The organism is Pseudomonas sp. yb_9 (assembly GCF_043103635.1).
Lineage (GTDB): Bacteria > Pseudomonadota > Gammaproteobacteria > Pseudomonadales > Pseudomonadaceae > Aquipseudomonas > Aquipseudomonas monteilii.
Genome location: NZ_JBICKA010000052.1, coordinates 96135 through 115991 on the forward strand (window position 1 = coordinate 96135; position 19857 = coordinate 115991).

The window sequence follows — 19857 nt, forward strand, 5'->3', positions numbered from 1 at the left end:
TACAAGCGCGTCTCGCACAGGCTTCTTAACCTTGGGCACCGGGCCGGACACCGCATTGTCCCCGCCCCGTACTGATAGAAACGGTCAAGGAGCCATTGATGACACTGCGCGCGTATTACACAAGCGATGAACTCACCCTGCGCACAGACGTGCTGAGCTGCACGCCAACGGATGACGGCAAGTTCCAGGTGGTGCTGGAGGAAACGCTGTTCCACCCACAAGGCGGTGGGCAACTGGCCGATCAGGGTGTCATCGCTGGCATACCGGTCAAGGGCGTAAGCCAGAATGAAAACCAGGTCATCCATGTCCTTGAGCACCCGGTTCCACTTGGCCCTGCCGAAATCGCTGTCTCACCTGACGTTCGCAGCTTGCACGCCCGTCTGCACTCCGCTGGCCACCTGATCTCTGGCGTAGGTCAGCTGTTGGGCTGGCAGCCGGTCAAGGGGCACCACTGGCCGGGTGAGTGCCGTGTGGTGTTAGAGCGCCAGCCGCAATCCGAGGCGCTGACGGCTGAGCAGCTGGAGCACGCCGTCAATCAACTGATCAACGATGACGTACCTCGCCACCTGCTTGACCAGAACGGCCTGAGAACGGTGTCTTTCGGTACGCTGCCCATGCACGGTTGCGGGGGTACGCATGTTGTATCCGCTGGCGAGATCGGCCCGGTCAAAGTGCTCAAGATCAAAGAAAAGAAGGGCCAGCTGTCTGTCCATTACGACATAGGCAACTGATCGGCCGCACTGCCCGGCTTCCAGGCCGCAGGCTGTGTACATGCAATCGACTTTACAGGAGGCCACCGCGTGGACTACATACCTCAACTCTTGACCATTGCTGCGGTCATGCTGCTGGGCTGCATAAGCCCGGGGCCGGACTTCATCGCCGTCACCTCCAACGCGCTGATCAGCCGCAAGCGCGGCCTGGGAGTTGCCCTGGGCACCGCCTTGGGCATCTGCGTCTGGGCCGTGATGGCGGTCATTGGCCTGGGCGTGCTGCTCACCAAACTGGCCTGGCTGTACGACGCCATCCGCGTGGTCGGGGTGTGCTACCTGCTCTACCTGGGCGCCAAGATGCTGCTCGGTGCTCGCCGCCCCTATCAGGAGCTGGCGATCGCCACCTCCAGCAATACCACTACCCCAGCGCCTCGGGTCGGCTTTCTGGTGTCGATGACCAACCCAAAGGCCGCTGTGTTCTTCGGCAGCTTTTTCATTACCGTACTGCCTCAGCATGCTCCCGTCTGGGTACTTGGCAGCGCTGTCGTGGTGGTGACGCTGGTTTCGTTCCTGTGGTTTTCAACGCTGGCCCTGATGTTTTCGACCCAACGGGTTCGCCTGATCTACGCGGGCATGCGACGGCCGATCGATGCGGCGATGGGGGCGGCGCTGGTCGGGCTTGGCGCGCACCTGGCGCTTGCCCGATAAAGGTCACTGGCGCCCCACGCCCATCGTCCTGTAAAGCTACTGCCGGTCAAGCTTTGCCGATGGGGCTCGTGCAGGCGCCGCGAACCATTTCTCGCGCGGTACCCATTTGTCCTGCGCCGGATCACCCAGGTAATGCGGCGACATGATCTGCACCCCATACTCGTTGAACACGTCCTGGATGTTGGCATGCAACAGGCTCAGCAACTCCGCACGCGGCCTTGGCGCGCGGGGTACTGCCTGGGCCACCAGGCGGTACTCGGGGTAGAAGTCTGAAAGGCCGGTCTGGAATACCTGCGGCGTGGGGTTTTCCAGTATGCCATCGGTGCGGTGAGCGGCTTCTACCAGCATGGCTTCCACCTGGCGCCACGGCGTGTCGTAGCCGATGGTGACAACCGTATCGACGATGTAACCTGGCCCCTGCACCACCCGCGAATAGTTGCGCGTCACCGACCCGGTAATCATCGAGTTGGGCAACGTCAGCACTTCGCCCAGGCCGGTGCGGATGGTGGTGTTGAACATGCCGACCTCAGTCACCGTGCCTTCGTTGTCGCCCACGCGCACGTATTCACCCGCCTTCAGCGTGCGTGAATACGTCAGGATCAGCCCCGCCGCTGCCTGCCCGACCACGCTGGAAGCCCCCAGCGAAATCATCAAACCGAGCAGTACCGACAGGCCCTTGAAGGCATCGGTGCCAGAGCCTGGCAGGTACGGGTATGCCATCACCAGGGCAAACAGCCAGATCGCCAGTGACGTCAGCCGCGTGGTGGGCTGCAGGGTTTCCTCGGTCAGCCATTTCAGCGTACCGGGGCGGGCCATGCGCTCCAGCATGCGCCGGCTGAAGCCACTGATGCCCCGGGCGATGAAGAAAATCATGACGGCCACGGCGATGCCAGGAATGGCGTGCAGAATGCCATCGAGCAGATAACGCAGCAGATCGAGCAGGTGCACGTTGAGGCTTTCACCCCACGGCCGTGTAAAAGGAAACTGCGATAGCACAAAGCTCAGCCACTGGTAGCTGAGCAGCAGCACGATTGCCCAGTACATCAGGCGCAGCAAACGGTCGATCAGAAAGTACACGTACTGCATGTCGAACAGCGGCAGCTGGCCCACCTTGATCTGCCGGGCACGTTCACGCATCAATTGCGGCAGGCGCCCGCGCAGTTTGCGCCGGCCCAGGTTGGCACCCTTGATCAGCACCACGAACACCAGTGTGGCGACGGCAGAAAACCCTAGCGCCTTGAGCAGGAAGCGCAGGCTGCGTGCTTCGCCGGTCTCATCCACTACCTGGCGCAACGTAGCGGCTGCCTGCTCGGCCGCTTCACGGGTATCGCCGCCCTCTACGCCCAGGTCCTGGGGCGCGACAATGAAGGCCCTGCGCCCGCCCAGCAGCACCAGGTGGCTATTGACGATCGGGTCGACACTGACCTTCAGCTCGTCGGTACCACGCAAGGCCTCGTCGATAACCGATGAGGCCCGCTGCGCGCGTGCAGCGGGGGTTTCGCCCAGCAGCGTGGCGTGAAAGGTGAAAATGCTGCGGTTGGCGATACGCAACTCTGCGGGTTCATCCGGCACACCATCAGTAGCTTTCCGAAGCACTGTTCAACCATCTGGCACCGGCTGGCTTCGAGGCCGTCAGTTCCGGCAGCTTTCCCAGGGGGCAGGTACTGCCCCGCAGCCTGAGCACCTTGCAGCAAGCCGGTATTTCGACCGAGGCCCTGAGCAGCAAGGGCAACGACGCCTTTGAAAGCAACCCGCCGGACATCGTCATTACCGTCTGCGACAACGCTGCCGGCGAAGCCTGCCCGGTGTATTTCGGCCCCGCGCTGAAAGCGCATTGGGGGCTTGCAGACCCGTCCGAAGTGCGGGGTGACGAAGCGGCGGTAGACGCGGCGTTCCAAGCCACGTTGACGCACATCGCGTCACGCTGCGACGCCTTCTTCGCACTGCCTTTCGACAACCTTGACCGTGATCAACTCCAGCACGCGCTGGATCGCATCGGCACGCGTTGAGCAGGCGTGCGAGGCGCATTCCCTGATACCGAGTGACGCGTTGCTTCAGGTTCTCGATACGGAAGCGCCCCCGCTCTGAATCCGGCCATACCGCCATGGAAGTACGCGTCGCCCGCTTCTCTTCTCACCACCTCCGGCAACTGCACGATCGCGTTCCCAAGCCTGAGTCATTAGACGGCCATGTGCCTTTGAGCATGGTGCTGCGTCGCACGCGGTACTGACGGTGTTCGCCCAGAGCATGATGCAAACCGCTCAACCCGCCTACCCTGCCCCCTGTCTAAGGCGTAATCCTTGAAAACTAACCACCCGATCCCATGGGAGCACCGTACGTGCCTATCGACTTCAGACCCGCTCAAGCCTCGGACGCGCAGGATATTGCGCGCTTCTTTCAACTGACATCGGAAGGCATGGCCGATTACATCTGGAGCAAACTTGCCGCACCTGGCGAAGCGTTGCTGAGTGTCGGTGCGTCTCGCTATGCCAGGGAACAGGGCGACTTTTCGTACAAGAACTGCCTGATGGCCACTTACGAAGGGCGCGTCATCGGCATGATGCACAGCTATGCCTTGCGCGAGCCTCCTGACAGGCCTGTCGAGACAGACCCGGTCCTCGCGCCGTATTCCGACATGGAAATACCCGACACCTTGTACATATCCAGCCTGGCCCTGGATGAGGCCTGGCGCAGCCAGGGGCTGGGCGCCCAGTTTCTTCGCCATGCCCAGCAGCGCGCGGAGGACGCTGGCCTGGAAGGGCTATGCCTGATCGATTATGCAGAAAACCACGGTGCCCGCCGCTTCTATGAACGTCACGGTTTTCAAATTGTTAAAACTTGCCAGATCGTTCCGCACCCGATGCTGGGCGTAACCGGTGAAGCCTATTTGATGTATCGCCCTAACCACAACGTGCTCGAGAAAAAACCATGAACAAGAAACTGACCGTGTTCCGCGAACTGGACATTCAACCGGTGCGCGACCTTCCCTTTTTTGAAGAGGTTGTGGAAGGCACCCCTCATACGCTGACGTCCAAGTACTATCACGATGAACAGCAAGGTCGCATTTCCGGAGAATGGGAAGCCAGCACCGGAGCGTGGCGCATCGACTACAAGGTTTGGGAGTTCTGCCATGTGCTGAGCGGACGCTGCGTCATCGAGCTCGAGGGTTGCGCCCCCATCACACTGGCCGCTGGCGACACGTTCATTATCGAACCGGGCGCCAAGGGCAAATGGACTGTGCTGGAAGACATGAAAAAGAACTTCGTGATCCTCTTGCCCACGAACTAGGCACGGGGTCACGTTTCATCGAGCGCAGCGTAAGGACAGTTTGCATGCTTGCCTGCTGGCGGCGCTCGAATGTATTTCGGCAGGCCACAACAGCCCTCTCCCTCTCAGTGTTTGCTTGGGTTGAAAGCGGTCACTTGCGAGCCGCACCTTTCACGCTGATGCCGCCAGTCCAGGAAATAGAGTTGCCTGGCACGGGCTACGTCCGTACTCGCGGCTCAAGCCCGCACTGATACTTGGCATCTTCAAGGCGTGCTTCAAACGCCTGGAGCCCTGCGTATATCTGTTGGAGCCCAGTGATTTGCCTCAGCACTTCGCGTTTCTTGTCGGCAATGGCCTTGCCCGCCAACTCCCACGGCAAATCAACACCCTGATGCCTCGGCAGAATCGCCTGCAGTTCCTTCAGTTTGAAACCCAACTGCTGCGCGCATTTGATGAACGTCAGCAGTTCGACACTCTGCTGGTTGTAAACGCGGTACTGCCCTTGGCGCTCGGGCGGCGGCAGCAGGCCAATCGCTTCATAGTGGCGGATGGTCTTGACCGTGGTGCCCGACAGTTGGGCTGCTTTGCCGATGTACATGAACGTCCTTTTCATAAGGGTGCGGCGCATCATTGCATGACGCCAGCGGTTCGGGAACCTCATTGGCGCAGGTCAGCCGGCGAGCTTTCGTGCCTGTTGGAGCCAGGCTCCGCGCCGCCGCGCGCTGGAGCCAAGCAGCGGCCCGAACATCAGGGTACGCAGCGGCCTGATACCGCAAAACTGCAACGTGGTCTTGCGCACTTGGTGAAGGCCAGGCATGCGATACACCCAGCGGTAGTACCACGGCGGTGTATCCATCGTCACCAGCAGATGCGCCGTACGGCCCTTGAGCAGTTGCTCGGGGAAAGCCTTGCCCGCCCTATAGCGGAACGCGAAACCGGGCAAGAACACGCGGTCGAAAAAGCCTTTCATCAATGCAGGGATACCGCCCCACCAAATGGGGTAGATAAAGGCTAAGTGCTCGGCCCAGGTGATGTCGGCCTGAGCCCTGAGCAGGTCGGGTTCCAGTGGCTGCGCTTGCCGGTAGCCGCTGCGCAGCACCGGGTCGAAGCTCAACGCATCAAGCCGTAACACCCTTACATCGTGGCCGGCACTCCTGGCCGCCTCGACATAACTCTCGGTCAGCGCTGCGCAGAAACTCTCGCCTGACGGGTGCCCCAGCACCACAAGTACTCGTTTGCTCATCATCACTTCATCCTGAACATGAAGCGTGCAGGGTAAAGTCTGCCCCTAACGGGAGAGTCAACTGCTCAGGCTTTATCCCTTCCATGCGCATCCAGTCAATCGCTTGTGCATGGGTGTGCAGGCCAGCTCAAGCCCTGAAGGCGAGGTGTAGATTCCTTCAGCCTCCCCCTGATAACCACATCGACGGTAGAACGAAGTGGCATTGGGGGTCGCGTCCAGATGAATCTCGCAAAGCCCGGCCTCAAGCGCCAGACGCTCCAGATACTGGACCATAGCCCTGCCAATTCCCTGCCCCATGAACGCTGGCAGTACAAACAGGGCCCCCAGCTCTCCGGACTGGAAATCGATGTACCCTGTGGCTACAGACGCTTGGCCCCACACTGCAATGTGGTAAGACCGCTCTACGCTGAGCCTGTACTGCTCCGTCAGTGGCACCTGCGTCCAGGCTTGAACCTGTTCCGCCGTGTAGACGGTAATACACTGGTGCCGTATCGCCTGAAGCCTGATAGTGAAAGCAGCCTCGGCGTCGCTGTACCTGGCTGGACGGATCTGTAACATGTTCACGCTCCTTGTCATGGGTGATCATGACCGGAGCATGAAAAAGCCCCGACCATTAGTGGCGGGGCTTAGGGTTACGTCAGGATTTACGCGCGCAACGTCCTATGGCCCGCCCAAGGCGGTCATCATGGGACGCATCATGTACACGCGGCTGCAAGTCGTCATAGGGGCATCATCGGATGATTCATGAGCGGTGTCAAAAGGGGCTGGCACGCACCCCTAGCGCAGTGCAGCCAACACGCTCGCCGCGTCACTGACCTCGAACTTGCCAGGCGCTTCCACCGCGACGTGCTGGACGATCAGGTCGTCGACCACCATGGCATAACGCAGCGAACGGCGCCCCAGCCCGCGGGCCGACAGGTCCTGGATCAAGCCCAGTGCATCGCTGAAGTCGCCATTGCCATCGCCGATCATCTTCACGGCATCGCCCACCTGCAGGCTGTTGCCCCAGGCATTCATGACAAAGGCATCGTTTACCGAAACGCAGAAAATTTCGTCAACGCCAGCCGCAAACAATGCTTGTGCCTGCGCTACGTAACCCGGAACGTGGCGTTCGGAGCACGTGGGCGTGAACGCGCCAGGCAAGCCGAAAATAACCACTTTTTTCTGCTTGCAGCGCTCGCGAACAGAAAAGGCATTCGGGCCGATCGCGCAGATGCCAGCGTCGTTGTTGTATTCGTAAAGGGTAACGTCGGGCAGTTGATCGCCAGTTTTGATCATCGTTGTCTCCTGCATCAGGTGATGATTGAGCAAGCCATGATGCCGCAGTCTGGTCGAAATGTCCGTGGTTGCCGTGCGGGTTTGATATCCCTGGCAGCTGAAATGCAAAAGCCGCAGCCTCTTGCGCGAACAGGAGACTACGGCTTGGGTGTTGATGACGCTAGCGGCCCAACCCCGTCAGACCGGCGCCACACCGATTTCAGCGCAATACGCTTCGGTTGCCTGCTCGATCACCTTGATATTCTTGTTGGCACGTACCAACAAGAAAACACCGAGCCCAATCATGATGATGCCGGGTACAAGCATGAACAGCATGGGCAACCCGAGGATGATGCAAAACCAGCCCACCAGTTTGAGGAACTTGGCAGCCTTGAGGAGCATGCTTTTCTGCGAGTAAATGGCGTCCGCGTCTTTGGTCGGCAGCATCTTGTAGCTGCCAATGATTTCCCGCTCGTTCGAAAACAGCATGGTATGCCTAATTCCCTTTAGTAAGTGTGTGAATTTACGCCACAGCAACCTTTGCGCTGTTGAAATAACACGAGGCTTGTCTAACGATTCACTGCGAGCCGTCCATGTATCTCACGAAGCTCAGGCGCTGCCAGGCGTTTGAGCTGGCGCAATTTAACCATGGTAAAGAACCCTTGTTCAATCGATTCTCTGGCCCGACAGGCACAGGCAGAATTATTCCCTGTCGCAAGGAACTCTTTAAACCGGGCGATGTCCTGATGCAACTTTGTCTGCGCAACGCGCCGAATAATATTATTATGATATCACCCTGAATGTGGCGCATCGCCTGTTCAGCGGGCCAGTATCGCCTGATGATGGTCGATCGAAGGCACAGCGTCCTGAACGCGCCGAGCCCTCAGCCATTCGCGCATTCGCGCAGTATCGAAAATCTGCCCCTCCTCCATCATGGCCAGGATGAGCGTTTGGGACATTCGGTAACATCCACATCGAGAACAACACCGCGCTTCCCATCCGTGGGCGCATTCGACAGTTTCAGCCTGCCCTGCGCAGATCAGACAACTCATGTAAGTCCCCTTTTATTCTTCTTCCATGAAGGGTGGTGGCAAATTCAAAAGATTAGTATGGCTTTCGATTGACATGAGATTTTCGTGCCAAGTCCCAAAATACCTTCTGCGCGCTTGAGAACCAGGCATGGCCCGAGGAGCGCTCATCTACAGTACAGGCTGTCATCCAAGGGCTCGCTCGGCGCGTCCATCAGGCACACGCCTGGTACTGGCCATGGCACACATCATGAGCAACGCTAAAAAACCTGTGAATTATCTTCAATACCTTTCATGTAGACGCCCTGCTTAAACTACGTCCTGATCAAGCATCAGCATAAAGTTTGTTGAGCGAAGGCCCCGGAAGGTGCAACTGGACAGCACTGGAAGGCTCGACCTCAAGCATCAGGACACCGCTCACCATGAATACAGCACCTACGTTTAGCGTCAAGCGCATTGCCTTCGACGAACATTATCACCCTGCCGAAAACACCCGCATCACCACCAACTTCGCCAATTTGGCGCGGGGGGCGAACCGCCAGGAAAACCTGCGCAACACCTTGACGATGATTGACAACCGTTTCAACGCCCTGGCGCATTGGGATAACCCCGACAATGACCGCTACCACGTCGAGCTGGAAATCATTTCGGTGGAAATGAACCTGGAAGCCGAACAGCACGGCAATACCCTGCCGTTGATAGAAATGCTGAAAACCCATATTGTCGACCGCACAACCAATACCCGCATCGAGGGCATGGTAGGCAATAACTTTTCCTCGTACGTTCGCGACTACGACTTCAGTGTACTGCTGCTGGAGCACAACAAGCATCGGTCAACCTTCAGCACGCCCGAGCACTTTGGCGCGCTGCACGGCAACCTGTTCAAGTGCTTCGTAAATTCGCAAACGTACCAGCAGCATTTCAACAAACCGCCGGTTATCTGCCTGAGTGTGTCGAGCAGCAAAACCTACTACCGCACCGAAAACCAGCACCCTGTACTGGGCACTGAATACCAGCAGGATGAATACTCGCTGACGGACGAATACTTCAAGAAAATGGGTTTGAAGGTTCGCTATTTCATGCCACCGGACAGTGTTGCCCCGTTGGCATTCTATTTTGCCGGTGACTTGCTCGCGGATTACACCAACCTTGAGCTGATCAGCACCATCAGCACCATGGATACCTTCCAGAAGATTTACCGCCCCGAAATCTACAATGCCAACTCTGCAGCCGGCAAGGCCTACCAGCCCAGCCTGAAGCATCAGGACTACTCGCTCACGCGCATTGTCTACGATCGGGATGAGCGCAGCCGACTGGCGATCGAACAGGGCAAATTTGCCGAGGCGCACTTTGTCAAACCCTATCAGGCCACCCTTGAGCAATGGTCCGCTCAATACGCCCGTTGAATCATTCAAAGTACAAGGTCATCGCTCATGAACACGCTACTCCCCACGTCCACTGCCGGCAGCCTGCCTAAACCGTCCTGGCTTGCCCAACCTGAAACACTCTGGTCGCCGTGGAAGTTGCAGGACGCGCAACTTATCGAAGGCAAACAGGATGCCCTGCGCCTGGCCTTGCAAGAACAACAACACGCCGGCATCGACATTGTCAGTGATGGTGAACAAACACGTCAGCACTTCGTCACCACCTTTATCGAGCACCTGAGTGGTGTTGATTTCGAGCGACGCGAGACCGTTAGAATCCGCGATCGTTACGACGCGAGCGTGCCAACCGTGGTGGGTGCTGTCGCCCGACAGAAACCCGTGTTTGTCGAAGATGCCAAGTTCTTGCGCCAACAGACCACGCAGCCGATAAAGTGGGCGCTGCCTGGTCCCATGACCATGATCGATACCTTGTACGACAGCCACTATAAAAGCCGCGAGAAACTGGCCTGGGAATTCGCCAAGATTCTCAATCAGGAAGCCAGGGAGCTGGAAGCGGCCGGTGTTGACATCATTCAGTTCGACGAACCGGCATTCAATGTCTTCTTCGACGAAGTGAATGACTGGGGCGTGGCCACGCTGGAAAGGGCCATTGAAGGCCTCAAGTGCGAAACAGCCGTCCACATCTGCTATGGCTATGGTATCAAAGCCAATACTGACTGGAAAAAGACCCTGGGCTCGGAGTGGCGGCAATATGAGCAAGCCTTCCCCAAACTGCAACAGTCCGGCATCGATATCATCTCGCTGGAATGCCATAACTCGCATGTTCCAATGGACCTGATCGAGCTGATTCGCGGCAAGAAAGTCATGGTCGGCGCCATTGATGTGGCCAGCCATGTCATTGAAACACCGGAGCAGGTTGCCGACACCCTGCGCAAGGCACTGCAGTTCGTCGATGCCGACAAACTCTACCCGTGCACCAATTGCGGTATGGCACCCCTGCCTCGTCAGGTAGCCAGCGGCAAGCTCAAGGCGTTGAGTGCAGGCGCGGCAATCGTCCGTCAGGAACTCGTCAACGCACGCTGAAGCAAACGCAGCCACAGGACCTACTATGTTGCTTTCCGGTAAGGCTATCGAGCCGTCGATTTTTCGCCAGGCGCTTGGGCACTTCGCATCCGGCATCACGGTGATTACATCGTACATTGACGGTGAGCCGGTCGGCTTCACCTGCCAGTCGTTCTACAGCGTGTCGATGAGCCCTGCGCTGGTGTCATTCAGCGTGATATCCCGTTCGGCCAGCTATCCGAAGATTCGCCAGGCTGGCCGCTTCATGGTCAACATCCTGTCAGGTGAACAGGTCGGCATTTCCAACCGCTTTGCGCAGCGCGGCACCGATAAATGGCAGGGCGTGCAATGGCAGATATCGCCCCTGGGTAACCCGATCATTGCTGGCAGCATCCACTGGCTTGATTGCGAAATTCACGCCGAACACGCCGCCGGGGATCACCTGATCGTGATTGGTGAAGTTAAAGCACTGAGCCAGCAGGCATCGGCTGATGCGCAGCCACTGCTGTATTTCAAGGGGCAATACCGCAACATCGCCGCGCACAACGCGGCTTGAGCCTCTGCCCCACCAACGGAAACCTACTGAAAGGGATTGCCAGGGCCGCTCGAGCGTGAGGAGAACCCACGTTCATCGAGTTGGTCCGTAATTTACCCATGATCGATTTACGCCACCTGCGAACCCTCCACGCGCTGCGTGAAACCGACAGCCTGCACGAGGCCGCCGAGCGCCTGCACCTGACCCAATCAGCCCTGTCGCACCAGTTCCGCGACATGGAGGAGCGTATCGGCATGCCGCTGTTCGTGCGCAAATCCAGGCCGGTGCGCTTCACCAGTGCGGGGCTGAAACTGTTGCAGCTGGCCGACCAGGTGTTGCCGCAAATTCGCAGTACCGAACGGGACCTTGGCAAGCTGGCCGGGGGCTCGGCCGGGCGGCTGCACATCGCCATCGAATGCCACAGCTGTTACCAGTGGCTGATGCCTTCAGTGGATGAGTTTCGCAGCGCCTGGCCAGAGGTGGAACTGGACCTCGCCTCCGGTTTTTCCTTCGCACCACTGCCAGCCCTGGAGCGCGGCGACCTGGACCTGGTAGTCACTTCCGACCCGGTAACACTGCCGGGCATCACCTACGTGCCGTTGTTCGGTTATGAGGCACTGCTGGCCATCGACAACCACCACGCCCTGCGCGACAAGCCTTACCTGGAACCTTCCGATATCGCCCACCAGACGCTGATCACCTACCCGATCGAACGCGCTCGCCTGGATATCTTCAGCCGCTTTCTCGACCCGGCCGACGTCGAGCCGGCACAGGTACGCACCTCGGAACTGACCGTGATGATGATGCAGCTGGTAGCGTCCGGGCGCGGTGTCTGCTGCCTGCCCAACTGGGCAGTGCATGAGTACAGCTCGCGTGGCTATGTAACTGCCAAGCGCCTTGGCGAACAGGGCTTGCAGGCCAGGCTCTACGCCGCACTGCGCAGTGACATGCTGGAAGTGCCATACGTGAGCGATTTTCTGCTCACCGCCAAGGACATCTCCTTCACCACGCTGGCGGGTGTCAGCGTGGCGTCAGGGCCCGTATTCTGACAGCTGCGCGTCCTTGGCAGTCCACGCCCCAATTCGGGTCAAAATCGATAACGGGGTTCAAAGCGCCCTTTTTTGATGCACGCCTGGCTGTCGGCCCGGCGTTGCTCACTCGTAGCTACAGCAAACACCGTCCCGTACTGCCACGGATTACCTGCCCAAATCCCGTGTTTCGCGGCGTTTCCCCCTCAACATCCCCGCTGCACAGCGTTTTCGGCACCTTCATTGCAATGCTTGTTGTGCTCACCGCACAGGCAATCCATCGCAACCGAGGCTCACGCGAGACACGGCACCCACCGACCCCAGCAAGGCAGCACCCCGAAAAACGCAGATGAACCGCAATGAAGCTGCCGGCAACGGCGGCAAGGAGTGGGTATGTCCCGGGCTTTTTTCAATGAAATGTACGAAGCGAACGGCAGTTGCCGCCCGCATTATCAGGAGTTCGCCCGCTGGCTGGCGAACACCCCGCTCGAGCTGCTGGAGCAGCGCCGACGTGAGGCGGACTTGTTGTTCCACCGTGCCGGCATCACCTTCACCTTGTACGGCGACAGCCAGGACACTGAGCGCCTGATCCCCTTCGATATCATCCCGCGCAGCATCCGCGCCAGCGAATGGCGCACGGTCGAGCGCGGCTGTATCCAGCGTGTGCAGGCGCTTAACCTGTTCCTGCAGGACATCTACCACGACCAGCGCATCCTCAAGGCCGGTATCATCCCGCCCGAGCAGGTACTGGCCAACGAGGGCTACCAGATCGCCATGCAGGGCCTGGACCTGCACCGCGGGCTGTATGCCCACATCGCCGGTGTCGACCTGGTGCGCGATGGCGATGGCAGCTACTTCGTGCTGGAAGACAACCTGCGCACCCCCAGCGGCGTCAGCTACATGCTCGAAGACCGCAAGATGATGATGCGCCTGTTCCCCGAACTGTTTGCCGCCCAACGTATCGCCCCCATCGACCACTACCCCAACCTGCTGCTGGACACGCTCAAGAGCGCCAGCCCGCTGGACAACCCCACGGCCGTGCTGCTCACCCCCGGCCGTTTCAACAGCGCCTATTTCGAGCATGCGTTCCTGGCCCGTGAAATGGGCATCGAGCTGGTCGAAGGCGCCGACCTGTTCGTGCGTGACGAGCATGTCTACATGCGCACCACCGCCGGCCCACAGCAGGTTGATGTGATCTACCGCCGCCTGGACGACGACTACCTCGACCCGCTGTCGTTCAACCCGGACTCGATGCTCGGTGTACCAGGGCTGATCTCGGTGTACCGCGCCGGCAATGTGGTACTGGCCAACGCCGTCGGCACCGGCGTAGCCGACGACAAGTCGATCTACCCCTATGTCGACGACATGATCCGCTACTACCTGGGCGAAGAGCCGATCCTGAACAACGTGCCCACCTGGCAGTGCCGCAAGCCTGCGGATCTGTCCCACGTCCTGGCCCACCTGCCTGAACTGGTGGTCAAGGAAACCCAGGGCTCCGGCGGCTACGGCATGCTGGTTGGGCCGGCATCGACCAGTGCCCAGATCGAAGACTTCCGCGCGCGCATCAAAGCCCGCCCGCACGCCTATATCGCGCAACCCACCTTGTGCCTGTCCACCTGCCCGACCTTTGTCGACAGCGGCATCGCACCACGCCACATCGACCTGCGCCCGTTCGTGCTTTCGGGCAGTGAAACCCGCCTGGTGCCCGGCGGCCTGACCCGCGTGGCGCTGAAGGAAGGCTCTCTGGTGGTCAACTCGTCGCAAGGCGGCGGTACCAAGGACACCTGGGTGGTGGAGGACTGAACCATGCTTTCGCGAACCGCTTCCGACCTGTACTGGATGTCGCGCTACCTGGAGCGTGCAGAAAACCTCGCGCGCATGCTTGAGGTCAGCTATTCGCTGTCGTTGATGCCCCAGGCCGGGCGCAGCGATGGCCATGCCGAGCTGGCGATGTCGCTGCTGGCATCCGGCACGCTGGACGACTACATCCGCCGGCACACCGAGCTCGACACCGAGCGCATGCTGCACTTCTTCGCCCTCGACGCGACCAACCCCAGCAGCATCTATTGCTGCCTGCAGGCCGCCCGCACCAATGCCCATGCAGTGCGTGGCCGCATCACCGCCGACATGTGGGAAAACATCAACGCCACCTGGATCGAGATGCGCAATATCGCCAGCAATGGCCTTGGCCGCTATGGCATCAGCCAGTTCTGCGACTGGGTCAAGGAACGCTCGCACCTGTTCCGTGGCGCCACCTCCGGCACCATCATGCGCAACGATGCCTACAGTTTCATCCGCCTGGGCACCTTCCTGGAACGCGCGGACAACACCCTGCGCCTGCTCGATGCGCGCTATGAAATGTTCGGCGAAACCTCCGAAGAGGTCAGCGACGATTCCGCCCGTGGTTATTACCAGTGGAGCGCCTTGCTGCGTGCGCTGACCTCGTATGAAGCCTTCAACGAGATCTATCGCGCCGCCCCCAGCGCGCGGCCGGTGTCCGAGCTGCTGCTGTTGCGGGTGGACGTTCCACGCTCGCTGCATGCCTGCATCGAGGAACTGGACCTGATCCTGGCCGGCCTGCCGGGCAGTACCGGGCGCGCCGCACAGCGCATGGCGGCCGAACTCAACGCGCGCCTGCGCTACACCGCCATCGATGAAGTCCTCGAAGCGGGCCTGCACCCTTGGCTCAGCGATTTTATCGGCCGCATCAACCAACTGGGCCAGGCGGTCCATCACTCCTACCTGGAGGTTGTATGAAACTGTCCATTCGCCACGACACCACCTACAGCTATGCCAGCGACGTCAGCAACAGCATCCAGTTTCTGCGCCTGACGCCGCGCAGCAGCGCACGCCAACGCATCAATGAATGGCAACTGGGCCTGCCCTGCAAGGTCAAAAGCCAGATCGACCCGTACGGCAACATCCTGCATGTGCTGACCCTGGACAAACCCCACGGCCACCTGGCGCTGACTGCCAGCGGGCAAGTAGAGATCGACCCGGACTGCGAGCAGGAGGCCGAAAGCCAGTCTCCCCTGCCATTCCTGCGTGTCAGCCGCCTGACCCAGGCCGATGACGCGCTCAAGGCCTTCGCCACCCGACAATGTGGCGAGCACAGAGACCGGGCGGCACTGACGGGGCTGATGCAAGGCTTGGCCGAGCACATGCCCTACCGCCCGGGGGCCACTTCGGTGGGTACCACCGCGATCGAAGCATTCAACGGCGGCGCCGGGGTGTGCCAGGACCACACCCACGCCTTCCTGGCCTGCGCCCGCAGCCTGGGGGTGCCGGCACGCTACGTTTCGGGCTACCTGTGCACCGAGGACGAGCAGCACCTGGCCAGCCACGCCTGGGCAGAAGCCTGGATCGACGACGCCTGGTACAGCTTCGACATCACCAACCGCCTGACGCGGCCAGACCGTCACCTGAAGCTGGCGGTTGGCCTGGACTACCTCGATGCCTGCCCGGTCCGGGGCGTACGCCGCGGCGGCGGTATCGAATCGATGCAGGCCAGCGTTCACGTGCACCGCCAGTGACACGTTTGCAGCAGGCCGGTCTTGCCGCGCAGATGCGGCAAGACCGCTCCATATCCAATACCAGGGAAACCGCATGACTTACTGTGTCGCCATGCACCTTGAGGACGGGCTTGTCTTCATCAGCGATTCACGCACCAACGCCGGCATCGACCAGATCTCCACCTTTGCCAAGTTGTTCGTGTTCAGCGTGCCGGGCGAGCGGCTGATCGTGCTGCAGACCGCCGGCAACCTGGCAACCTCGCAGTCGGTGGTGAACCTGCTGCAGCAACGCAGCCAGGGCAGCGGCCCTCACCTGCTGAACGTTGGCACGCTCTACGATGCAACGGTGCTGGTCGCCGACACCCTGCGCGAAGTGGTCAACCGTGACCGCAGCAAACTTACGGGCGACATCGACCTGAGCAGTTCATTCATTGTCGGTGGCCAGATAGCCGGCGCACCCATGGCCATCTACAACGTCTACGCGCAGGGCAATTTCTTCCAGGCCACGCCAGACACCCCGTTCCTGCAACTGGGCGAAAGCAAATACGGGCGGCCTATTCTCGACCGCAACCTGCAATACCAGACGCCACTCGATGAGGCGTTGCGTTGCGGCCTGATTTCGTTCGACTCCACCATCCGCAGCAACCTGTCGGTGGGCATGCCGCTGGACTTGCTGGTGTACCGCGAAGGCAGCCTGGAATGCATGACACGCAAACGCATTACCGGTGAGGATGCGTATTACCAGCAGATTCGTAGGCAATGGAGCGATGGGTTGAAGCGGTTGTTGGCTGAGCTGCCTGCGCCGCCTTATAGCTGATTGAGCAAACCATTCGTACCCTCTAGTGCCTGTACCGGCCCCTTCGCGGGCTTGCCCGCGAAGGGGCCGGCACTGGCAGCACATCAGTGAGCCTCAGCACAAAGCCGGTGACTCACTTCATCATGCCCAACTCGGCATCATCCATGAGTGCCTTGGCCAAGGCACACAGGTAATGCGAGGCCCAAATCAGCTACGGTTTGTCTTCCATCAAGCCATCCAGGGTCATGTCCCGTGCGTAGCCCATCAACTCTGAAGCCTGCTCGCGAGCGCTCTGGCAAGGAATGCCGGCCTCGATACGGAACAGGGGGTGGGTCTGGTTTTCACCTTGGTAGAAGGTGGTTTTGCCGACGGTGAATTTGTTTTTCTGTGTGTACATCGCACTGTGTTCTCGGGAGGGCCACCGCCAACCCGCTGTCAAACGGAAAGGTGGCAGCTGTGTATCAGCATGCATGACATGCATTCATCCATGCTGTGAGGAGCCATCGTTTGAGTCGATCAAATCGCTGAAATCTAATGGGTGCAAACCAACAAGAAGCTCGCACGGAAGCGATCAGCGATAGAGATAACTACACGATGACTCCAACGTTCTCATTATTCGTCCTGGGCACTGCAATACTCCTGATCGTAGCCATGATCAGCAAATTCAAAGTCCACCCTTTTCTCGCGTTGATGGCCGCAAGCCTGGTGGTAGGTGTCGGCACCGGCATGGCGCCCACGGCAATTGTGGCCGCATTCGAGAAAGGCATGGGCGGCACGCTGGGCTTTCTCGCCGGTATCATCGGCCTGGGCAGTATCCTCGGCAAATTGCTGGAAGAGTCTGGAGGTGCCAAACGCATCGCCACCACGCTTTTGAACACGCTGGGTGAACGCAATGCCTCCTGGGCAATGATGCTCGTTGGCTTCATCGCCGGCATCCCGGTGTTCTTCGAGGTTGGCTTCGTCCTGTTGATTCCGCTGATCTACGTGGTCGCACGTCAAACCCGCATCAGCATGCTGTACCTCGGTGTGCCACTGGCCACCTCGCTGATGGTGGTGCACTGCATTCTTCCACCACACCCCGCCGCCACGGCCATTACCGGCATGCTCAATGCGGATATCGGCACTGTCATCCTGTACGGGCTGATCGTTGGCCTCCCGACCGCCATCGTCGCGGGCCCGCTGTGGGTGCGTTTCACCTGCCGACGTGAAGCCAGCGAATCCCAACAGGCCTTCCTGTCTGCACGCACGGTGACTCAAGCAGAAGAACAGCCAATGCCCGCCTTCGGCATCACACTCGCCACCGTACTGCTGCCGCTTCTGTTGATGGTTGGCAAAACTCTGGCAGTCACTGTTCTGGACAAGGGGTCTGCGCTGTATGAGTGGGTGGCGTTTTTCGGCAGCCCATTGATTGCCCTGACGCTGTCGGTGGTGTTCGCCTACTGGGCGCTTGGCTTGCGTCGCGGCCTGCACATGGCTGGCCTGCTGAGCCTGACCCAGCGCTGCTTCCCTCCCCTGGCCGGCATTCTGCTGATCATCGGTGCCGGTGGCGCCTTCAATGACATGCTCGTGGGCAGCGGTATCGGCAAGGCACTGGCCGATGTGCTCAACCATACGCAACTCAATCCGATCATCCTTGCCTGGTTGATTGCCGGGATCATGCACTTTGCTGTCGGCTCGGCCACCGTTGCAATGATCAGCGCGGCCGGCATGGTCATGCCGATGCTTGGCCAGCATCCGGAATACAACCGGGAAATCCTGGTGATCGCTATCGGCGCCGGGGCCATCGGCTGGCCCCACATCACCGACTCGGCGTTCTGGGTGGTGAAGGAATACCTGGGCCTTTCCCTGAGCGACGCACTGAAGAAGTTCACGGCCGCTACAGTACTGGCCTCGGTAGTTGCCTTGTGCCTGACCCTGCTCCTTTCGAAGATTGTCTGATCTACTCTGCACATACTGCGCAACAGGTGAAATCATGATTCACGGAAAAACCCTTGAAGCCTGGCAACAAAGCCACCCGATCATCGCCGACCTGGTTGCCCTGAAAGAGACCAGCTGGTTCAACCCTGGTATCGCCGGAGCTGCCGAGGCCCTGCACGACGTAGGCCTGACGGCTGCTGACGTGCTGGCGACAAGCGTACGGTTGCAGCGATTTGCACCTTACCTCGCCACCGTGTTCCCCGAGACAGCCGCTACCGGTGGTGTCATCGAATCGCACATCACGCCGCTGGCGCAGCTTCGCGAACTTCTAATCGAGGAAGGATCACTGCAAAACGTGGGCAGCCTGTGGCTCAAGGCGGACAGTGACTTGCCTATTTCCGGCTCGATCAAAGCCCGGGGCGGTATTCATGAAGTGCTCAAGCACGCCGAAGACCTGGCCTTGGCGGCCGGCTTGATCACGCCAACGGATGACTACAGCAAACTGGCCAGCGACCAGGCCCGCGCATTCTTCAGCCAGTACAAGATCGCCGTAGGTTCAACCGGCAACCTCGGGCTGTCGATTGGCATCATGAGCGCCAAGCTGGGCTTCCAGGTAAGCGTGCACATGTCGTCTGACGCAAGGCAATGGAAGAAGGACAAGCTGCGTGCCAACGGCGTAACGGTGGTAGAGCATGCCTCCGACTACAGCGTGGCGGTCGAGCAAGGGCGCCAGCAGGCGGCTTCTGACTCCAGCTGTTACTTTGTCGACGACGAAAACTCCCCGCAGCTGTTCCTCGGCTATGCCGTTGCCGCCGAGCGCTTGGCACGCCAATTCGACCAGGCCGGCATCCAGGTGAACGCAGATCATCCGCTGTTCGTGTACCTGCCGTGCGGCGTCGGGGGCGGCCCCGGTGGTGTCGCATTCGGGCTGAAGCTGGTGTTCGGCGATGCGGTGCACTGTATCTTTGCCGAGCCCACCCACTCCCCCTGCATGCTGCTGGGTGTCTATACCGGCCTGCACGATGAAACCAGTGTGCAAGACTTCGGCATCGACAACATCACCGCCGCCGACGGCCTAGCGGTCGGTCGCCCGTCCGGATTTGTCGGCAAGGCCATGCAGCGGCTGATAGATGGTTACTACACGGTGACCGACGAAGCGCTGTACCGCTTGATGGTCATCGCCTATGAGCAGGACAAGGTCAAACTGGAACCCTCTGCCCTGGCCGGCGTACCCGGTATGGTACGGGTACTGCAAGCAGGTGAGTACCTGGCGCGCCAGGGCTTCACCCCCGCTCAGCTTCAGCAGGCCACTCACCTCGTCTGGGGCACGGGTGGCAGCATGGTACCGGACGATGAGTTCAACGCCTACCTGGCGAAGGGGTACAGCTTGCAGGCAAACGTGTAACCGC

General features: G+C 59.8%; 22 protein-coding genes and 1 pseudogene. 15 read left to right on the plus strand and 8 right to left on the minus strand.

Translation table 11 applies throughout. The features are described 5' to 3' along the window. The first annotated feature begins 98 nt into the window (after positions 1 to 98). Positions 99 to 731 (plus strand): hypothetical protein, encoded by a 633-nt coding sequence (locus ACF8MI_RS15385; protein ID WP_060500027.1) that lies wholly within the window; start codon positions 99 to 101, stop codon positions 729 to 731. Positions 732 to 800: 69 nt separating this feature from the next. Next, entirely contained in the window at positions 801 to 1418 is a 618-nt protein-coding gene (locus ACF8MI_RS15390) for a LysE family translocator (protein WP_182408599.1), read from the plus strand. A gap of 36 nt (positions 1419 to 1454) precedes the next feature. Here the strand turns inward: ACF8MI_RS15390 and ACF8MI_RS15395 are convergent, their stop codons facing one another. Further along, positions 1455 to 3014: a mechanosensitive ion channel family protein gene (locus ACF8MI_RS15395; protein ID WP_233458181.1), complete on the minus strand. Its 1560-nt coding sequence runs from the start codon at positions 3012 to 3014 to the stop codon at positions 1455 to 1457. On the opposite strand from ACF8MI_RS15395, the gene ACF8MI_RS15400 reads away from it, so the two are divergent. From ACF8MI_RS15400 to ACF8MI_RS15410, 3 genes are all read left to right on the plus strand, one after another. Continuing rightward, positions 3014 to 3427 (plus strand): arsenate reductase ArsC, encoded by a 414-nt coding sequence (locus ACF8MI_RS15400; protein ID WP_164525239.1) that lies wholly within the window; start codon positions 3014 to 3016, stop codon positions 3425 to 3427. The two genes, ACF8MI_RS15395 and ACF8MI_RS15400, sit on opposite strands and share 1 nt — an antisense overlap. Before the next feature lie 314 nt (positions 3428 to 3741). Further along, complete coding sequence (locus tag ACF8MI_RS15405) at positions 3742 to 4350, plus strand: GNAT family N-acetyltransferase (RefSeq protein ID WP_156866746.1); 609 nt, start codon at positions 3742 to 3744, stop codon at positions 4348 to 4350. Further along, positions 4347 to 4706, plus strand: a complete 360-nt coding sequence (locus tag ACF8MI_RS15410; protein WP_104834948.1) for a cupin domain-containing protein — start codon at positions 4347 to 4349, stop codon at positions 4704 to 4706. Before ACF8MI_RS15405 ends, ACF8MI_RS15410 begins: the two co-directional genes overlap by 4 nt. 196 nt (positions 4707 to 4902) lie before the next feature. Here ACF8MI_RS15410 and ACF8MI_RS15415 read toward each other — a convergent pair whose 3' ends face one another. The 6 genes from ACF8MI_RS15415 to ACF8MI_RS15440 all read right to left on the minus strand — a co-directional run bounded on the left by ACF8MI_RS15415 (position 4903) and on the right by ACF8MI_RS15440 (position 8144). Continuing rightward, positions 4903 to 5283, minus strand: a complete 381-nt coding sequence (locus ACF8MI_RS15415; protein WP_104834950.1) for a MerR family transcriptional regulator — start codon at positions 5281 to 5283, stop codon at positions 4903 to 4905. Between the two features lie 72 nt (positions 5284 to 5355). After that, positions 5356 to 5931: an NAD(P)H-dependent oxidoreductase gene (locus ACF8MI_RS15420; RefSeq protein ID WP_104834951.1), complete on the minus strand. Its 576-nt coding sequence runs from the start codon at positions 5929 to 5931 to the stop codon at positions 5356 to 5358. A gap of 69 nt (positions 5932 to 6000) precedes the next feature. Further along, complete coding sequence (locus ACF8MI_RS15425; protein ID WP_104834953.1) at positions 6001 to 6486, minus strand: GNAT family N-acetyltransferase; 486 nt, start codon at positions 6484 to 6486, stop codon at positions 6001 to 6003. Positions 6487 to 6705: 219 nt separating this feature from the next. After that, positions 6706 to 7206 (minus strand): peroxiredoxin, encoded by a 501-nt coding sequence (locus tag ACF8MI_RS15430; protein ID WP_156866747.1) that lies wholly within the window; start codon positions 7204 to 7206, stop codon positions 6706 to 6708. Between the two features lie 177 nt (positions 7207 to 7383). Next, on the minus strand, positions 7384 to 7674 hold the full coding sequence (locus ACF8MI_RS15435; protein WP_060501668.1) for a hypothetical protein: 291 nt from the start codon (positions 7672 to 7674) through the stop codon (positions 7384 to 7386). 329 nt (positions 7675 to 8003) lie between these two features. Beyond that, positions 8004 to 8144 carry a hypothetical protein gene (locus tag ACF8MI_RS15440; protein WP_177337144.1) on the minus strand — a complete coding sequence of 47 codons (141 nt, stop codon included), beginning with the start codon at positions 8142 to 8144 and terminating at the stop codon, positions 8004 to 8006. A gap of 491 nt (positions 8145 to 8635) precedes the next feature. Here ACF8MI_RS15440 and ACF8MI_RS15445 point away from each other — a divergent pair, with 491 nt between their 5' ends. The 8 genes from ACF8MI_RS15445 to ACF8MI_RS15480 all read left to right on the plus strand — a co-directional run bounded on the left by ACF8MI_RS15445 (position 8636) and on the right by ACF8MI_RS15480 (position 16552). Beyond that, a complete protein-coding gene (locus ACF8MI_RS15445) occupies positions 8636 to 9619 on the plus strand; it encodes a DUF1852 domain-containing protein (RefSeq protein ID WP_200928521.1) in 984 nt (327 codons plus the stop codon). 27 nt (positions 9620 to 9646) lie between these two features. Continuing rightward, entirely contained in the window at positions 9647 to 10681 is a 1035-nt protein-coding gene (locus ACF8MI_RS15450; protein ID WP_060501664.1) for a methionine synthase, read from the plus strand. A gap of 25 nt (positions 10682 to 10706) precedes the next feature. After that, entirely contained in the window at positions 10707 to 11216 is a 510-nt protein-coding gene (locus ACF8MI_RS15455) for a flavin reductase family protein (protein WP_060501662.1), read from the plus strand. Between the two features lie 98 nt (positions 11217 to 11314). Continuing rightward, positions 11315 to 12244 carry a LysR family transcriptional regulator gene (locus ACF8MI_RS15460; RefSeq protein WP_200928522.1) on the plus strand — a complete coding sequence of 310 codons (930 nt, stop codon included), beginning with the start codon at positions 11315 to 11317 and terminating at the stop codon, positions 12242 to 12244. Between the two features lie 372 nt (positions 12245 to 12616). Further along, positions 12617 to 14026 carry a circularly permuted type 2 ATP-grasp protein gene (locus tag ACF8MI_RS15465; protein WP_060501657.1) on the plus strand — a complete coding sequence of 470 codons (1410 nt, stop codon included), beginning with the start codon at positions 12617 to 12619 and terminating at the stop codon, positions 14024 to 14026. Positions 14027 to 14029: 3 nt separating this feature from the next. Beyond that, the gene (locus ACF8MI_RS15470) at positions 14030 to 14980 is read left to right on the plus strand and encodes an alpha-E domain-containing protein (protein WP_060501655.1); all 951 of its coding nucleotides are present in this window, start codon (positions 14030 to 14032) and stop codon (positions 14978 to 14980) included. Next, entirely contained in the window at positions 14977 to 15756 is a 780-nt protein-coding gene (locus ACF8MI_RS15475; RefSeq protein WP_200928523.1) for a transglutaminase family protein, read from the plus strand. Before ACF8MI_RS15470 ends, ACF8MI_RS15475 begins: the two co-directional genes overlap by 4 nt. Positions 15757 to 15829: 73 nt before the next feature. Further along, complete coding sequence (locus tag ACF8MI_RS15480; RefSeq protein ID WP_060501652.1) at positions 15830 to 16552, plus strand: hypothetical protein; 723 nt, start codon at positions 15830 to 15832, stop codon at positions 16550 to 16552. A gap of 112 nt (positions 16553 to 16664) precedes the next feature. Here the strand turns inward: ACF8MI_RS15480 and ACF8MI_RS15485 are convergent. Next, a pseudogene (locus tag ACF8MI_RS15485) lies at positions 16665 to 16928 on the minus strand (DUF3077 domain-containing protein). A gap of 197 nt (positions 16929 to 17125) precedes the next feature. Between ACF8MI_RS15485 and ACF8MI_RS15490 the strand changes: the two are divergent. Both ACF8MI_RS15490 and ACF8MI_RS15495 read left to right on the plus strand, forming a co-directional pair. Next, entirely contained in the window at positions 17126 to 18469 is a 1344-nt protein-coding gene (locus ACF8MI_RS15490) for a gluconate:H+ symporter (protein WP_200928524.1), read from the plus strand. A gap of 34 nt (positions 18470 to 18503) precedes the next feature. Then, positions 18504 to 19853: a D-serine ammonia-lyase gene (locus ACF8MI_RS15495; protein ID WP_060499172.1), complete on the plus strand. Its 1350-nt coding sequence runs from the start codon at positions 18504 to 18506 to the stop codon at positions 19851 to 19853. Positions 19854 to 19857: the final 4 nt, after the last annotated feature.

Excerpts from the sequence above, each read along its gene's own strand:
- ACF8MI_RS15385 (WP_060500027.1), top strand. The coding sequence starts at position 99 with ATGACACTGCGCGCGTATTACACAAGCGATGAACTCACCCTGCGCACA.
- ACF8MI_RS15405 (WP_156866746.1), top strand. The coding sequence starts at position 3,742 with ATGGGAGCACCGTACGTGCCTATCGACTTCAGACCCGCTCAAGCCTCG.
- ACF8MI_RS15410 (WP_104834948.1), top strand. The coding sequence starts at position 4,347 with ATGAACAAGAAACTGACCGTGTTCCGCGAACTGGACATTCAACCGGTG.
- ACF8MI_RS15415 (WP_104834950.1), bottom strand. The coding sequence starts at position 5,283 with ATGTACATCGGCAAAGCAGCCCAACTGTCGGGCACCACGGTCAAGACC.
- ACF8MI_RS15420 (WP_104834951.1), bottom strand. The coding sequence starts at position 5,931 with ATGATGAGCAAACGAGTACTTGTGGTGCTGGGGCACCCGTCAGGCGAG.
- ACF8MI_RS15425 (WP_104834953.1), bottom strand. The coding sequence starts at position 6,486 with ATGTTACAGATCCGTCCAGCCAGGTACAGCGACGCCGAGGCTGCTTTC.
- ACF8MI_RS15430 (WP_156866747.1), bottom strand. The coding sequence starts at position 7,206 with ATGATCAAAACTGGCGATCAACTGCCCGACGTTACCCTTTACGAATAC.
- ACF8MI_RS15435 (WP_060501668.1), bottom strand. The coding sequence starts at position 7,674 with ATGCTGTTTTCGAACGAGCGGGAAATCATTGGCAGCTACAAGATGCTG.
- ACF8MI_RS15440 (WP_177337144.1), bottom strand. The coding sequence starts at position 8,144 with ATGTCCCAAACGCTCATCCTGGCCATGATGGAGGAGGGGCAGATTTTC.
- ACF8MI_RS15445 (WP_200928521.1), top strand. The coding sequence starts at position 8,636 with ATGAATACAGCACCTACGTTTAGCGTCAAGCGCATTGCCTTCGACGAA.
- ACF8MI_RS15450 (WP_060501664.1), top strand. The coding sequence starts at position 9,647 with ATGAACACGCTACTCCCCACGTCCACTGCCGGCAGCCTGCCTAAACCG.
- ACF8MI_RS15455 (WP_060501662.1), top strand. The coding sequence starts at position 10,707 with ATGTTGCTTTCCGGTAAGGCTATCGAGCCGTCGATTTTTCGCCAGGCG.
- ACF8MI_RS15460 (WP_200928522.1), top strand. The coding sequence starts at position 11,315 with ATGATCGATTTACGCCACCTGCGAACCCTCCACGCGCTGCGTGAAACC.
- ACF8MI_RS15465 (WP_060501657.1), top strand. The coding sequence starts at position 12,617 with ATGTCCCGGGCTTTTTTCAATGAAATGTACGAAGCGAACGGCAGTTGC.
- ACF8MI_RS15470 (WP_060501655.1), top strand. The coding sequence starts at position 14,030 with ATGCTTTCGCGAACCGCTTCCGACCTGTACTGGATGTCGCGCTACCTG.
- ACF8MI_RS15475 (WP_200928523.1), top strand. The coding sequence starts at position 14,977 with ATGAAACTGTCCATTCGCCACGACACCACCTACAGCTATGCCAGCGAC.
- ACF8MI_RS15480 (WP_060501652.1), top strand. The coding sequence starts at position 15,830 with ATGACTTACTGTGTCGCCATGCACCTTGAGGACGGGCTTGTCTTCATC.
- ACF8MI_RS15490 (WP_200928524.1), top strand. The coding sequence starts at position 17,126 with ATGACTCCAACGTTCTCATTATTCGTCCTGGGCACTGCAATACTCCTG.
- ACF8MI_RS15495 (WP_060499172.1), top strand. The coding sequence starts at position 18,504 with ATGATTCACGGAAAAACCCTTGAAGCCTGGCAACAAAGCCACCCGATC.